General features: G+C 61.4%; 13 protein-coding genes and 1 tRNA gene. 3 read left to right on the forward strand and 11 right to left on the reverse strand.

Annotation, left to right across the window (positions count from 1 at the left end; translation table 11 throughout):
- Positions 1 to 148: 148 nt before the first annotated feature.
- Positions 149 to 412, reverse strand: coding sequence for a hypothetical protein (locus QMO80_RS17160; RefSeq protein WP_283197602.1), 264 nt, complete (start codon positions 410 to 412; stop codon positions 149 to 151).
- 507 nt (positions 413 to 919) lie between these two features.
- Between QMO80_RS17160 and mnmA the strand changes: the two genes are divergently transcribed.
- Both mnmA and QMO80_RS17170 read left to right on the forward strand, forming a co-directional pair.
- Positions 920 to 2,119 (forward strand): tRNA 2-thiouridine(34) synthase MnmA, encoded by a 1,200-nt coding sequence (gene mnmA / locus QMO80_RS17165; protein ID WP_283197603.1) that lies wholly within the window; start codon positions 920 to 922, stop codon positions 2,117 to 2,119.
- Between the two features lie 136 nt (positions 2,120 to 2,255).
- Positions 2,256 to 2,332, forward strand: a tRNA-Met gene (locus QMO80_RS17170).
- A gap of 531 nt (positions 2,333 to 2,863) precedes the next feature.
- Here the strand turns inward: QMO80_RS17170 and QMO80_RS17175 are convergent.
- From QMO80_RS17175 to pobA, 8 genes are all read right to left on the reverse strand, one after another.
- Positions 2,864 to 3,715 carry a VCBS domain-containing protein gene (locus QMO80_RS17175; RefSeq protein WP_283200210.1) on the reverse strand — a complete coding sequence of 284 codons (852 nt, stop codon included), beginning with the start codon at positions 3,713 to 3,715 and terminating at the stop codon, positions 2,864 to 2,866.
- A gap of 141 nt (positions 3,716 to 3,856) precedes the next feature.
- Positions 3,857 to 4,003 (reverse strand): hypothetical protein, encoded by a 147-nt coding sequence (locus tag QMO80_RS17180; RefSeq protein ID WP_283197604.1) that lies wholly within the window; start codon positions 4,001 to 4,003, stop codon positions 3,857 to 3,859.
- 76 nt (positions 4,004 to 4,079) lie between these two features.
- Complete coding sequence (locus tag QMO80_RS17185) at positions 4,080 to 4,796, reverse strand: ABC transporter ATP-binding protein (protein WP_283197605.1); 717 nt, start codon at positions 4,794 to 4,796, stop codon at positions 4,080 to 4,082.
- Positions 4,777 to 5,541 carry an ABC transporter ATP-binding protein gene (locus QMO80_RS17190; RefSeq protein WP_283197606.1) on the reverse strand — a complete coding sequence of 255 codons (765 nt, stop codon included), beginning with the start codon at positions 5,539 to 5,541 and terminating at the stop codon, positions 4,777 to 4,779. The genes QMO80_RS17185 and QMO80_RS17190 overlap by 20 nt, the downstream gene beginning before the upstream one ends.
- Positions 5,538 to 6,542 (reverse strand): branched-chain amino acid ABC transporter permease, encoded by a 1,005-nt coding sequence (locus QMO80_RS17195; RefSeq protein WP_283197607.1) that lies wholly within the window; start codon positions 6,540 to 6,542, stop codon positions 5,538 to 5,540. The genes QMO80_RS17190 and QMO80_RS17195 overlap by 4 nt, the downstream gene beginning before the upstream one ends.
- Before the next feature lies 1 nt (position 6,543).
- Positions 6,544 to 7,407 carry a branched-chain amino acid ABC transporter permease gene (locus QMO80_RS17200; RefSeq protein WP_283197608.1) on the reverse strand — a complete coding sequence of 288 codons (864 nt, stop codon included), beginning with the start codon at positions 7,405 to 7,407 and terminating at the stop codon, positions 6,544 to 6,546.
- A 66-nt stretch (positions 7,408 to 7,473) separates the two neighbouring features.
- Positions 7,474 to 8,646, reverse strand: a complete 1,173-nt coding sequence (locus tag QMO80_RS17205; protein WP_283197609.1) for an ABC transporter substrate-binding protein — start codon at positions 8,644 to 8,646, stop codon at positions 7,474 to 7,476.
- A gap of 195 nt (positions 8,647 to 8,841) precedes the next feature.
- Complete coding sequence (pobA, locus tag QMO80_RS17210; RefSeq protein ID WP_283197610.1) at positions 8,842 to 10,014, reverse strand: 4-hydroxybenzoate 3-monooxygenase; 1,173 nt, start codon at positions 10,012 to 10,014, stop codon at positions 8,842 to 8,844.
- 118 nt (positions 10,015 to 10,132) lie between these two features.
- Between pobA and QMO80_RS17215 the strand changes: the two genes are divergently transcribed.
- Positions 10,133 to 11,023 carry a helix-turn-helix domain-containing protein gene (locus QMO80_RS17215; RefSeq protein ID WP_283197611.1) on the forward strand — a complete coding sequence of 297 codons (891 nt, stop codon included), beginning with the start codon at positions 10,133 to 10,135 and terminating at the stop codon, positions 11,021 to 11,023.
- Positions 11,024 to 11,038: 15 nt separating this feature from the next.
- Here the strand turns inward: QMO80_RS17215 and QMO80_RS17220 are convergent, their stop codons facing one another.
- Positions 11,039 to 13,423 (reverse strand): phosphoketolase, encoded by a 2,385-nt coding sequence (locus QMO80_RS17220; protein WP_283197612.1) that lies wholly within the window; start codon positions 13,421 to 13,423, stop codon positions 11,039 to 11,041.
- A gap of 72 nt (positions 13,424 to 13,495) precedes the next feature.
- Positions 13,496 to 14,674: an acetate/propionate family kinase gene (locus tag QMO80_RS17225; RefSeq protein ID WP_283197613.1), complete on the reverse strand. Its 1,179-nt coding sequence runs from the start codon at positions 14,672 to 14,674 to the stop codon at positions 13,496 to 13,498.
- Between the last annotated feature and the right edge of the window lie 193 nt (positions 14,675 to 14,867).

Consider the following 14,867-nt stretch of genomic DNA (forward strand, 5'->3'; position numbering starts at 1 on the left):
ACGACATGCATAAAACAAAGAGCCAAAGAGCGTCGCATGAATCAAGTTAACTGCGACGCGCTTTAAGTTTGTTCCTCCCAAGGAAAACACAGGAAACCCGGTGCTGGAAGCGGCGCCGGGTTTTTGCTGCATCAGGAATGGAAAAATCTCAGTGGTGCTTGCGTCGGCGGACGATCCGGCCGAGGCGGGCGGCGTCATCCTGCGCCTTGGTGCGATGAAGAAAAGCGAGCCGGCTGCCGTCTAGACCCTGGAAAAACTCGTCCCAGGAAATTTCCTCCATCGGTTTCGAGGAGAAATCGACGCCGACGGTTTCGCTATCCCGGGCGTCCTTGATGCGGGCGGGATGGCCGCCGCGCTCCTCGATCCAGTGTCTGATCCTGTTGTAATCCGCTGTCGTTCCGAACCTGGCCATGAAACCCTCCGCAGAAATTCGATTGCGACATTCATCACCCGCAACGCATGATGGAGTGAAATGTTCCATCGCGTGTAAATTATTTTATCGAATGATTTTCGGTTGAGCCGGTCCTGCTCAAGCATTCGTTATTTTGAGAACTGCAGCCGAACCGGCATAATTCCCATGGGCTGGAAAGGAGAATGTCTATGAAACGCTATTCATTCTCGATAATCGGACTGGCGCTCTTGACCGCCATCATCGCCAATCCGGGCATCGCATTCGCCTGCAACAAGCTGATCGGCACCTGAGCCGCACCCCCCGCTTCCAAGGCGTGGCTTCGGCTGCGCCTTGCTTTGCACGGGGAATCCCAAATCCGCTATCCGAGACCGCCTCTTGCGTCCCGATACAATCCTTTCTATATCGGTTTCTCATCGAGAAGGCGGCCGATCCCGCCTGATATCGGCAAATCCGCCGCAATTGCAGCGCAAGGGCGGATCGAGACCCAAGCAGAATTTGGCACCACCGTTGAACACACTGGATTTTGACAAGCAGCCGGAAGAGACCCGTGTCGTCGTCGCCATGTCGGGCGGCGTCGATTCATCCGTCGTCGCCGGCCTTCTCAAACAGCAGGGTTACGACGTGCTCGGCATCACGCTGCAGCTTTACGACCATGGCGCCGCCGTTCACCGCGCCGGTTCCTGCTGCGCCGGCCAGGATATCGACGATGCGCGCCGCGTCTGCGAAACGCTCGGCATCCCGCATTATGTGCTCGATTACGAAAAGCGCTTTCGCGAGACAGTGATCAATCCCTTCGCCGAAAGCTATGTCGCCGGCGAAACGCCGATTCCCTGCGTTTCCTGCAACCAGACCGTCAAATTCGCCGATCTGCTGGCGACCGCCAAGGAGCTCGGCGCCGATGCGCTGGCGACCGGCCATTATATCCGCTCGCGGCCGAACCCGTCGCCGGAGCATCCCGGCCGCCGCGCGCTTTACCGCCCGGCCGATGCCGACCGTGACCAGAGCTATTTCCTGTTCGCCACGACGCAGGAGCAGATCGACTACCTGCGCTTTCCGCTCGGCGGCCTGCCGAAGGCCGAGACCCGCAGGCTCGCCGAAGAGATGGGTCTGGTCGTCGCCAAGAAGGCCGACAGCCAGGACATCTGCTTCGTGCCGCAGGGCAAATATTCCGACATTATCACCAAGCTGAAGCCGAATGCGGCGCTTGCCGGTGAGATCGTCCATCTCGACGGCCGGGTGCTTGGAACCCATGAGGGCATCCTGCACTTCACCATCGGCCAGCGCCGCGGCATCGGCATCGCCACCGGCGAGCCGCTCTACGTCGTCTTTCTCGACGCTCGCTCGCGCCGCGTCATCGTCGGACCGAAGGAGGCGCTGGAAACCCACCGCGTCTATCTGCGCGACGTCAATTGGCTGGGCGACGAGACGCTTGCGCAAGCTGCCTCCGGCAACGGTTTTGCCTGCTACGCCAAAGTCCGCTCGACACGGGCGCCGGCGCCTGCCGTGCTGCATGTCGATGCAACGGGCACCTATGTCGACCTGACGGTCGGTGAGGCTGGCATCGCCCCCGGCCAGGCCTGCGCGCTTTATTCCGCACCCGGCGACGACGCCCGCGTCTTCGGCGGCGGCTTCATCGAGCGCTCCGAGCGCGAACCTTCGGCCGAGGCCTCGCTCAAGGCCCTTTTGGCCGGCCCCGTCGCTGCCTGAAACCGGTAGGACAGGGCGGCCGGCAAAGCCCACCGTTTTTCTCCATCATGCGCTTGACACAAAGCCGAAGCGCACCTTATAAGCCGCTCATCCCACGAGCCCGCAGCGCTTCGCGAGCAGGTATCGTTTGACCAGTGGCGGAGTAGCTCAGTAGGTCAGAGCAGAGGAATCATAATCCTTGTGTCGGGGGTTCAAATCCCTCCTCCGCTACCACTTTCAAATCATTGGATAATTCGCGAAATTTGAGGCTCGAAATGAGAGCCTCCTTTGATGCCCGTGGTAACACACTGGTAGCAGCGGCCGAACGGGTAGCGGCTGGCCGGCAAAGTCGGTCAGCTTCCGATCTGCGGGATTTCCGCTGGCGCCGAAGGCACGACTATTGCGTCAGAAGCACCATTGGCAGCTTCATCGCCCAAAGGTGGGATGCGGCGGCGATAATAATGGCCCATACGGCAAGCGAGAACGTCACCGCCGCTAACTTGATCCCGACTGGCTGCATCATTTCCTCCGTCCCAGCATCCGTGTCCTCCTCGGACATTCTCATGCTAGCAAACACGCAGGTCTGTCCGCTATCGCAAGAAATTGGTACTAGGCAGGCGGCTACAGTGTGAGGATGCCCGCTCGCGCGGGTGACGCTCGTGATTGTTCTTCACCATGGCGAACAGCTTCGGCCTCTCTGCCATCTGGAACATCACCTCGTTCACGATGCGGGAAGGCCGACTGCTTGTTCATCCGAGACGCCCCTCAAACGATGAAATGAAAGTTGTCGTATTGTGCGCCATAATAATCCGGGCCGCTCGTTTCGGTGATGACGGGCTCGGTGTCGAGCACGAGATAGTCGATCTGGCCATAGGCGCTGAGATCGATCACTTGCGGGTTATGAATGCTGTCGGCGGTCACGTTGACCGTGACCAGGAACACGGTATCGCCGTTCAGCCTGCCTTCGATCGTTAAAACGTTGTCATAGTCGGATGTGCCATTTGCCACGCTGAATTGCTCGATCTGGAAGGTGCCGCCATCGGCGGCTTGGATGGGTGTCCAGAATACGCCGCCTGCGAGATAATGGTTGCCGTCGGCTTCCTTATGTACCGTTGCATCGTCACCATCGTGCCAAGCGCCCCAATCGAAGCCTTTGTAACCCGTGGGGAAGTCGTACTTGCCGACATCCTCGAAATTGACGAAGACGTCGCCGCGTTCCGGCAAGTCGACCGCGATATTGAGCAAGCCGAAGTCGGTGGCGCCTTTGCCATCCGATATCTTGAAATTGAATTGGTCGACGAGTTGATCGCCCGGGCCGAGCGCTGCGACCACCGGGTTGGTGTGATCGAGTTCATAGGTATAGTTGCCGTTGGAATAGACGGTCAGCGTGCCGTATTTTCCCTCGATTGTCGTCGTCGTGGCGGGTCCGTCCGGATCGGCCGGCTGCGGAATTCGCTGGCCGTTCACGAAGTTGAGGCGCACCCGATCTCCGTCGGCATCCGTGGAACTGGTGCTGTCCAATATGTTGCCGTCGATCGGGTTGTCGATGTTGAAAATAGGCTGGTATACGTCACCTGCGACCGGCTTATGATTTGCCATTTCTACCTCCCATGTGATGTTGAATTCGACTATGCAACCCTGTCGGGTGCCTGGCAACCCAAATTGCTGGGAACGTCAGAGCAGTTCCTGTCAATCCAATGAATTTTCGGCCGGATTTAGCTTAAACGCCCAAGTAAAGAAGGTTCAGGAGCCAGGGTTTTACGTCTTGTCCTGCACTGTTGCGGCACGGTCGACCATCATGTTTCTCGCCTCTTCAGGCGATCCATCAATTCGGCCGGCATGAAGCTTTCGGTCAGGATAATAATGGCAGGTCATCGATGACGTCGTCATGACGATATACTGCATGAATGGCTCGGCGTGCCAAGGGCAATTTGGAAGGCGGAGCGGGATCACCGACGGCCCGACTTCTGCCGGCCATCAATCAATGCAGGCCGCCGACGCCCAGCAGACTCTCGACGGCTTCATGATCCCTTGTGAGGTTCTCCGGCGTTCCCGACCAGGCCAGCCTGCCTCGTTCGAGAATGACGACCTGATCGGCAAAATCGAGTGCGCTCTGGAGGCGCTGTTCCACAAGCAGAATGGTCATGTCGCCTGACTTGGCGAGTTCGGTAAAGGCCGCCATCAGCTCCTCGCAAATGACCGGTGCCAGCCCCTCCAGCGGTTCGTCGAGCAACAGGACGGACGGGCGGCCGAGAATGGTGCGGGCCGTCGAAAGCATCTGCTGCTCGCCGCCCGAGAGCTGGCTGCCGAGGTTGCGGCGGCGCTCTTTTAGGCGCGGGAACATGGCATAGGCTTCCTCCAGCGCCGTCTTCGGCCGCGCCTTCAGGCCGACGAACAGGTTCTCCTCGACCGTCAGCGTCGGGAAGACGCAGCGTGTCTGCGGCACATAGCCGAGACCCTTATGCGCGCGCGTCGCGCTCGGTGCGGCGGTGATGTCGGCATCGCCAAGGCGGATGTGGCCCTCATATCGCCTGGTCTGTCCGGCAAGCGTCGCCAGAAGCGTTGTCTTGCCCATGCCGTTGCGGCCGAGCAAGGCGAGCCGGGCGCCTGCCGGTATGGAGAAGGAAATGTCTTCGAGCACGCGTGTCGGACCATAGCCGGCCGACAGGTTTTTGACCTCAAGCGACAGGGCCGGCATTGGCATAACTCCCGAGATAGGCCTCGCGCACACGCGCATCCCTAGTGACGTCTTCAGGCAGGCCGTCGAAGATGATGGCGCCTGATGCAAGTACGATGACACGTTTGGCGAAACGGAAGACCAGATCCATGTCGTGTTCGATCATCAGCACGGCGAGATCGGAAGGCAGATCGGCCAGCGCCTGCTCGATGCGGCCGGTATCGCTCTGCGGCACGCCAGCCGCCGGCTCGTCGAGCAGCAGCACCTTCGGCTTCAGCGCCAGCGCCACGGCGATCTCCAGAAGCCGCTGCTGGCCATAGGCGATCTCGCTGACCTTGCGATGCATCAGCGACGACAGCCCGAGCTTTCCCAGGAGATCGTCGACCTCCGCCATGACATCGGACATCCGCAAGAAGTTTCCGAAGACGCGCCCGGTCTTTCCGTCCCGTTGCAGAATGGCAAGTCCCACATGTTCGGCCGGCGTCATGTCGTGGAAAAGCCGCGTGACCTGGAAGGATCGCACCAGACCGCGTCTGACCCGGCCGATCGCATCGACCTTCGTCACCCTCTCGCCGCCGAGGCGGACCTCGCCGGAATCGGGGGCGAGGTTGCCGGTGACGAGATTGACGAAGGTGGTCTTGCCGGCGCCGTTCGGGCCGATCAGCGCGATGCGGTCGCCTGGCGACATCGCCAGCGAGACATCGTTGGTGACGGCAAGACCGCCAAAGGCTTTCCTGAGATTGGCGACTTCGAAGACCGGGCTCATGCGCGCTGCCCCCTGCGGCGGTCCATGAAGGCCGCGGCTGTGCCATAGAGACCTTTCGGCGCGAACAGCACGACGGCAATCAGCAACGCGCCGACCATGGTCAGCCAGTGGAAGGGATTGGCGGCGGAGACATAGTCCTCGAAGAGCATGAAGATGAGAGTGCCGGAGAGCGCGCCGAAGAGAGAGCCGGTGCCGCCGAGCACCAGCATGACCAGCGCTTCTGCCGATTGCGTGAAAGACAGGCTGTCCAGCCCGACGACCTGGGTCGAGATCGCATTCAAGGCGCCGCCGACACCGGCAACCGCGCCTGAGATAACGTACATCCTGATGAGCGCCGCCTTCGGCGAAGCGCCGATGGCGCGGATGCGCAGCGGATCCTGTTTGATGCCGCGGCAGAGCATGCCGAAGGGCGAGCGGACCAGCAATCTGAGCAGCACGAAGACGACAAGCAGCAGCGCCATGCCGAAGAAGAAGGCGGTGTGACCGTAGAGATCGAATTCGAAGAGACCGAAGACCGGGTCCGGCGCGATGCCGGAAAGGCCATCGCTGCCGCCTGTCCAGGACGAAGCCTTATTGGCGAATTCATGGAAGAGATTGATAAGGGCAATCGACAGTACGAGCTGCGGCAGCCCATGCGCCCGCAGGATGATCGCGCCGCTGAGCAGCCCGGCAAGCGCGCCGCCGGCAATGCCGGCCAGCATCATCAGCAGCGGATCATTGATGCCGTAATGCGCCGACAGAATGCCGGCGGCATAGGCGCCGGACCCGAACAAGGCGGCATGGCCGAGCGTGGCGACGCCGCAATAACCGGTCACGAGATCGAGCGACAGAACGAGCAGCGCGATCGTGATCATCCGGGTCAGAAGCGCCAGATTATCGGGAAACGTGAAATAGCCGATTGCGGCGATGGCCGTCATAATCGCTATTGCGGCGAGATCGCGGCCGAGAAATCCGCGCCGGTGCTGGAGACGTTCGTTTTCGTCGTTGAGTGCAAGCGCCATGCTATTTCGCCCTTCCGGCAAGGCCGCGCGGGAAGACGCAGATGATCGCAATCACGGCGAGATAAAAGAAGAATTCCCCGAATTCGGGCATCAGATAGCGTCCTGTCGTATCGATCGCTCCGAGCAGCAGGCAGGCGATCAGCGCGCCCGCAATGGAACCTGCACCGCCGACGGAGACGACGACCAGGAAGGTGACCATGTAACGCAGCGCGTAATAGGGTTCGACCGGCAGCAGTTCGGCGCCGACCACACCGCCGAAAGCGGCAAGTCCGACGGCGACGGCAAAGCTCACGGCATAGATGATCTCGGTGCGCACGCCGAGTGCGGCGGCCATGGCCGCATCGTCGACGGAGGCGCGCAGCTTGACGCCGAAGCTGGTCCTTTCGATCGCAAACCAAAGCGCCAGCGCAACAGCCAGGCCGCAAAGGATGGCGAAAAGCCGGTGAACGGGAATGGTGCGGAAGCCGAGATCGGCCGATCCCTGCAGCGTCGCGGGAAGCGGTATGGTTTTCAGCGTCGGCCCCATCGCGTAATTCGCAATGCCGATGACGCAGAAGGTGATGCCGATCGTCATCAGCACCTGGGTCAGTTCGGGCGCACCGTAGATCCGGCGGTAGAGAAAACGCTCGAGCGGGATTGCGACGAGGATCGTGACGACGATGGCGGCGATGACCGCTGCGGCATAACCGAGGCCGAGATCGCGGGCGGCATAGGAGGCGATGTAGCCGCCGATCATGGCGAAGGCGCCGTGCGCCAGATTGACGACACGCATCAGCCCCATGGTTACGGAAAGGCCGATCGATATGACGAAGAGCACCATGCCATAGGCAAAGGCGTCGACCGCTATGCTGAAGACTGTCTGCATGGAAATACCTTGCTTCGTGCGACGGGCTCGGCCTCGCGCGCCCGTCGCTTGCCGGGATGCCGGATCTTACTTCACCGCCGCCAGGCCGGGATCGCCCTGCTTCTCGAAGGTCTGGATCTCCTTGTTGATGTAGGTCCCGTCATCGGCCTTGGCGACCTCGCGCAGATAGATGTTCTGTGTGATGTGGCGGCTTTCCGGGTCGATCGAAACCGGGCCGCGCGGGCTTACCCAGGCAAGGCCCTTGACCGCATCGACAGCCTTCTCGGCATCCTGCTTGCCGCCCGTCGCCTCGATCATCTTGTAGATGACATACATGCCGTCATAGGCGCTGACTGAGGGGAAGGAGATTTCGGCCTTGTTGCCGATCGCCTTGGAAGCCGCCTCGACGAAAGCCTTGTTCTCGGGAGAGTCGTGCGAGACGGCATAGTGGAAGGTCGTCTGGATGCCGAGTGCGGCGTCACCCAGCGCCGGCAGGTCGGATTCCTGCGTCAGATCTCCAGGCGCAAAGAACTTGATGCCGGCAGTCTTCAGGCCATTCTCGTTATAGGCCTTGACGAAGCCCAGCGTCGTCGGGCCCGACGGCAGGAAGGCGAAGACGCCCTCGGCGCCGGAATCCTTGATGCGCTGCATGATCGGGCTGAAGTCGTTGGTGGCGAGCGGCATGCGGATCGCCTCGACCACCTGGCCTCCGGCCTTTTCGAACCCGGTCTTGAAGGCGTTTTCGGCGTCGATGCCGGGGCCATAGTCGCTGACGACCGAAATCACCTTCTTGACGCCGGCGTCGAAGGCGACCTTGGCGATCGGCGTCGAGGTCTGCCAGGTGGTAAACGAGGTGCGCACGACCAGCGGGCTCTTGGTGACGATCGCCGAGGTAGCGGCATTCATAACGACCATCGGCACATTGCCCTGCTTGAGGATCGGCGTCACCGCCATGGCATCGGGGGTGAAATAGAAGCCGGCGAGATACTGGACTTTTTCCTTGACGATCAGTTCCTGCGCGAGCGCCTTGGATTGGGCCGGATCGGCCTGCGGCACGTCGCGATAGACGATCTCGACCGTGTCGTTGCCGATCTTGCTGCCGTTGACCGCCATATAGGCGTCGATGCCGGCCTTGAAGTTCTTGCCCTGGAGCGCGAACGGACCGGAGAATGGGCCGATGACTCCGACCTTGATGGTGTCGGCATAGGCGCTCGTGCCGATGGCGATTGCCGCAACGGCGGCCAGAAGCAGTTTCTTCATGTCTCTCTCCCTTGTTGGCGCACTCCAGCGCCGCATTTGCTAGCCGCAAAAATTGCGCGTTAGCTTGTCATGCGAAATGGTGATGTAAAATGAAATAAAAGCCGCAATCCATCACCATGCGATTATGATTATGTGCCGGAATATTGATGACCGGCTCTGCCGTCGCCTGGGTCGCACCAGCCTCGGATCTTCATGTCAGAATGGCAATCCCACATAGTTTTCCGCGAGCGCCGTGGAGGCAGCACGGGAATGGGTGAGATAATCGAGCTCAGCCTCCTGGATCTTCTGGTCGAAATCGCCGGTATCGGGAAAACGGTGCATCATCGTCGTCATCCACCAGGAAAACCGCACGGCCTTCCACACGCGGGCCAGCGCGGTCTGCGAATAGGCGTCGATGCCGTGATCCGAACCGTCGCGGTAATGCTGGACGAGCCCGGAGAAGAGGTAATGGACGTCGCTTGCCGCAAGGTTCAGCCCCTTGGCGCCGGTCGGCGGCACGATATGGGCGGCGTCGCCGACAAGGAAGAGCCGGCCGAAGCGCATCGGCTCGGCGACGAAGGAGCGTAAAGGAGCGATCGATTTCTCGAAAGATGGCGCGGTTTTCAGTGCTTCGGCGTGATGCACCGGCAGGCGCCGTCTCAACTCGTCCCAGAAGCGGTCGTCGCTCCAGTCCTCGACCTTCTCGTCGAGCCCGCATTGGATGTAATAGCGGCTGCGCGTGGCCGAGCGCATCGAGCAGAGCGCGAAGCCCCTCGGGTGGTTGGCGTAGATCAGTTCGTGGCTGACGGGCGCCACATCGGCAAGCAGGCCCAGCCAGCCGAAGGGATAGACCTTCTCGAAACGCCTGATCGCCCGTTCGGGAACGGCCTTGCGGCTTGCCCCGTGAAAGCCGTCGCAGCCGGCGACGAAATCGCAATCAATGCGCCTGGCAGCGCCGTCTTTCATATAGGTGACGAAGGGAGAGCGGCCGTCGAAATCATGCGGCGTTACATCGGCGGCATCGTAGATCGACAGGGCGCCGCTTGCTTCGCGCCGCTCCATCAGATCGCGCGTCACCTCGGTCTGCCCGTAGACGGTGACGCGCCGGCCGCCGGTCAATTCATGCAGGTCGATGCGATGGTCGCGTCCGTCGAAGGCGAGCGAGAAGCCGTCGTGCGGCAGGCCTTCGGCATGCAGCCTCGCTCCAGCCCTGGCCGCATCCAGCAGTCCGACCGTGCCCTCTTCGAGAACGCCGGCGCGAACCCGGTCGAGGATGTAATCCTTGCTGACGCGATCAAGAATGACATTGTCGATGCCGGCTTCGGTCAGAAGCTGGCCGAGAAGCAAGCCGGATGGTCCCGAACCGATGATGGCGACCTGGGTTCGCAAAGGCTTCCTCCCTGACATTTTTGCGTTTTGTCAGATTCTGCCGCGCCGGCCGGATCGCCACAATGGACATTCCAGCCTAAAAATTGCACTAATCGAACATTGGCGCGGGAGGGAGCCGATGAGCAGGCACATACCGACCTACGAGCTCTACGGCGAAAACATCGGGCGATCGCCGGAATTCTGGTTGCATTGCGAAACAATTCGCTCCCGCAGCAGCCTGCATCAATGGGAAATCCGCCTCCACCGTCACGAGAGCTTCTTTCAGATATTGTACATCGAAGCCGGTTCGGGCGATGCAATCTTCGGCGAGAAGAGCTATGCCATCCGGCCGCCGGCGGTCATTACGGTTCCGCCCGGGCTCAATCACGGCTTTCGTTTCTCACGCGATATCGACGGTCTCGTCATCACCATATTGCGGTCCCATCTCAGCCATCCGCCCGGCGAGCGGAGCCATCTCGGCGAATGGCTGGCGACGCCGCATCTGACGCCGCTCGATCCCGATCATGCCGAGGCTGCCCATGTGATGCAGACGCTGCGGCGGCTGGGCGACGAATTCGAAAACCGCCGCAGTGGCCGCAACGAGGTCTTGGCAGCCTACGTCGCCCTGGCGCTGCGGCTGACGGCGCGGATTTCCCATGCGGGGAATGCGCGGGAGCTTTCGTCAAACGAAAACGAGCGACGGATGGAGATGCTGGGCGAACTCATTCAGCAGCATTTTCGATCCCATAAGCCCGCATCCTTCTATGCCAGGGAGCTCGGGCTTTCGCCGACGCATCTCACCCGGATCGTCCGGTCGATGACCGGCAGCACGCCGCATGAACTGATCGCCGGCAAGCTTGTCGAGGAGGCGAAGCGTCAGCTGGTCTTTACGCTCGGCAGCGTTCAGGAAATCGGCTTTCGGCTCGGCTTTGCCGATCCCGCCTACTTCTCGCGCTTCTTCCTCAAATATACGGGAGAAACACCGCGGGTCTGGCGCATGAAGGAGAAGAGCCGGCTCAAGGGTGTGTAGCAAGTCTCCAATCCATCACGCCGCCGGCCACCTCCAGTCGCGCACCTCCGGCATGTCCTCGCCGTGTTCCCTGACATAGTCGTGATGCTCGGCAAGCTTGCCGCGGAGGGCGGCGAGGGCTTCACCTGCCTTTTCCTTCAGGCCCGGGACGCGCTCGATGGCTTCGATGGCGAGATGGAAGCGGTCGAGTTCGTTGAGGACGGTCATGTCGAAGGGCGTCGTCGTCGTTCCCTCCTCGATGAAGCCGCGGACATGGATGTTTTCGTGGTTGGTGCGCTTATAGGTCAGGCGGTGGATGAGATAGGGATAGCCGTGATAGGCGAAAATGACCGGCTTATCCGATGTGAAGATCGCGTCGAAGGCCTCGTCGGAAAGGCCGTGCGGATGCTGGTCGCTGGATTGCAGCGCCAGCAGGTCGACGACGTTGACGGTGCGGATCTTCAGCTCGGGGATGGCCTTGCGTAAGAAATCGACGGCGGCGAGCGTCTCCATGGTCGGCACGTCGCCGGCGCAGGCCATGACGAGATCGGGTGAGATCGTGTCTTCCTCGTTGCTCGCCCAGTGCCAGATGCCGATCCCGGCTTCGCAGTGTTTTACCGCCTCGTCCATCGACAGCCATTGCGGCTCCGGCTGCTTGCCGGCGACGATGACGTTGATGCGGTCATAGGTGCGCAGGCAATGATCGCCGACCCAGAGCAGGGTATTGGCATCCGGCGGCAGGTAGATGCGGACGATATCGGCCTTCTTGTTGGCGACGAGATCGACAAAACCGGGGTCCTGATGGCTGAAGCCGTTATGGTCCTGGCGCCAGACATGCGAGGTCAGCAGATAGTTCAGCGATGAGATCGGCTTTCGCCATTCGAGCTCGCGCGTCACCTTCAGCCATTTGGCGTGCTGGTTGAACATGGAATCGATGATGTGGATGAAGGCCTCATAGCAGGAGAAGAGACCGTGGCGGCCGGTCAGGAGGTAGCCTTCCAGCCAGCCCTGGCAGAGATGTTCGGAGAGCACTTCCATGACGCGTCCGTCGCGCGAGAGGTGGATATCATAGGGCTCGATATCCTCCATCCAGACACGGTCGGTGACCTCGAAGACGCTGCCGAGACGGTTCGATTCCGTCTCGTCGGGGCCGAAGATCCGGAAGTTGGCGGTCTCCGCGTTGCGCTTCATCGTGTCGCGCAGGTAGCGGCCGAGGATTTCCGTCGACTGGACCATGGCGCTGCCGCGCTTGCCGATATTAACGGCGTAGTCCCGGATATCGGGAACGACCAATTCCTTGCGCAGCAAGCCGCCATTGGCGTGCGGATTGGCGCCCATGCGGCGTTTGCCGGCGGGTGCCAGCGCCCGGAGCTCCGGTTTCAACCGGCCATCGGCGCCGAACAGATCTTCCGGATCATAGCTGCGCATCCAGTCTTCGAGGATCTTGCGATGGCCCTCATTCTCGCGGCAGTTGGAAACCGGCACCTGGTGGGCGCGCCAGAAGCCTTCCACCTTCTTGCCGTCGACCTCCTTCGGGCCGGTCCAGCCCTTGGGGCTGCGCAGCACGATCATCGGCCAGCGTGGGCAGCCGTCCAGAGCGTTGCCGTTACGAGCCTGCCTCTGAATCTCGCGAATGCGGTCGAAGACCTGCTCCAGCGTCGCGGCCATCTGCTGATGCATGTCGCCCGGTTCATGGCCCTCGACGAAGAAGGGCTGGTAGCCGTAGCCTTCGAAGAGACGGCGGAGATCATCGCCATCGGTCCGGCCGAGAATGGTCGGGTTGGCGATCTTGTAGCCGTTCAGATGCAGGATCGGCAGCACGGCGCCGTCACGAGCGGGATTGAGGAATTTGTTGGAATGCCAACTCGCGGCCAGCGGCCCGGTCTCGGCCTCGCCGTCGCCGACGACGCAGGCGACGATCAGATCGGGATTGTCGAAAGCGGCGCCATAGGCATGAACGAGGGCGTAGCCGAGTTCACCGCCCTCGTGGATGGAACCGGGTGTTTCGGGCGCTGCATGGCTCGGGATGCCGCCGGGGAAGGAGAATTGCCGGAAGAGCTTGCGCATGCCTTCGGCATCCTCGGAAATGTCGGGATAGATCTCGCTGTAGCTGCCTTCAAGATAGGTATTGGCGACCATGCCCGGGCCGCCGTGGCCGGGGCCGCATATATAGATGACGTCGAGGTTGCGGGCGCGGATCATGCGGTTCAGATGTGCATAGATGAAGTTGAGGCCTGGTGTCGTGCCCCAGTGGCCGAGCAGGCGGGGCTTGATGTGTTCCGGTTTCAGCGGCTCGCGCAGCAGCGGATTGGCGAGCAGGTAGATCTGCCCGACCGAGAGATAGTTGGCGGCCCGCCAGTAGCGGTCGGTCAGGGTGAGTTCGGCGTCGGTCAAAGCGGTGGTCGAGACATGCTTTTCCATGGATTTCTTCCGTTCGAAAACCTGTTCAACGTCAATTCTACCGGCCGGCGCCGGGCCTGCCGTTGATCTGGATCAGCCAGTGCCGAGTATGGACAGCGCCTCATCGGCGATGACCTGCTCCTCGTCGGTGGCGATGACATGGGCGGCGATACGGCTTTCCCCCGTGCTGATCGTGAACGCATTGGCGGTATTGGCCTTTTCGTCGATCGCAAGGCCGAGCCAGGAGAGCCGCTTCGCCACGCCGGCGCGAATCTCCGGCTGATGCTCGCCGATGCCGGCGGTGAAGACGATGGCGTCAAGGCCGCTGAGCGTCATAGCCATGCGGCCGGTTTCGCCGGCGATACGCAGCATGAAGAGGTCGATCGCCTGGCGCGCCTCCGGCCGGCCGTCCCTCAACAGATCGCGGGTATCGGCGCTGATGCCTGAGATGCCGAGCAGGCCGGAGCGGTGATAGAGCAGGTCTTCGATTTCTTCGAAGGATTGGTTTCGCTGACCGGCCAGATGCAGAATGACGCCGGGATCGAGTGCGCCCGGGCGCGTCGCCATCGGGATGCCGTCGAGGGTCGAAAAGCCCATGCTGCAATCGCGGCCGACGCCATGATCCAGCGCACAGAGGCTGGCGCCGCTGCCGAGATGGGCGACCACCGCCTTCGCCGCGCCCGGCGCCTTGCGGGTTAGTTCGCCGGCGATGAATTTATAGGACAGGCCATGGAAGCCGTAACGCTTGATGCCTTCGTCGTGCAGCGCACGGGGGATGGCGAAGCGGCGAACGAGATCGTCCTGCGTGGCATGGAAGGCGGTGTCGAAGGAGGCCGTCTGGGCAAGATGCGGTTTCAGATGCCGGAGCGCACGGATGAAGCGCAGCGCCTGCGGTTGATGCAGGGGTGCCAGCGGTGTCAGTGCATCGACGGCATCGATTGCGGCGTCGTCGAGGGCGATCGCCCTGGTGAAACGGTCGCCGCCATGGACGACGCGGTGGCCGGCGGCGCGGGTGGCGGCAACGTCGAAATGATCGGCAAGAAGCGCGAAGGTCTCATCGATGATGTCGTGCAGGTCTTTCGTTGCCTCGGCTCTCAACGGCACGTCGAATGTCAGCGATCCCTTGACAAGGCCGAGCGAGAGCGGTTCGGCGCGGAAATCGATCACGCCTTTGCCGATGCGCCGCGCCTTCTCGCCATCCATCGCGAAGATACCGATCTTGACGGTCGAGGAGCCGGCGTTGAAGGTCAGGAGCAGGTCGGTCGATGACATGTCTTCAGAGACTCCGCATAGTCGGTATTTTGGCCGAACTTAGTGCGGAGGCTGCGGACGGAAAGGCGTTTATCCGCCCTTCACATGCTTTGTCGATGCACAGCCCACGTCATCATCGATCTGCCGGGGCTGGAAGGCGCAATTGCGGCCTCGATTACATTCCTACTCTTCCTCATCAACGCCGGTTTTTTTA

The organism is Rhizobium sp. BT03 (assembly GCF_030053155.1).
Taxonomy (GTDB): domain Bacteria; phylum Pseudomonadota; class Alphaproteobacteria; order Rhizobiales; family Rhizobiaceae; genus Rhizobium.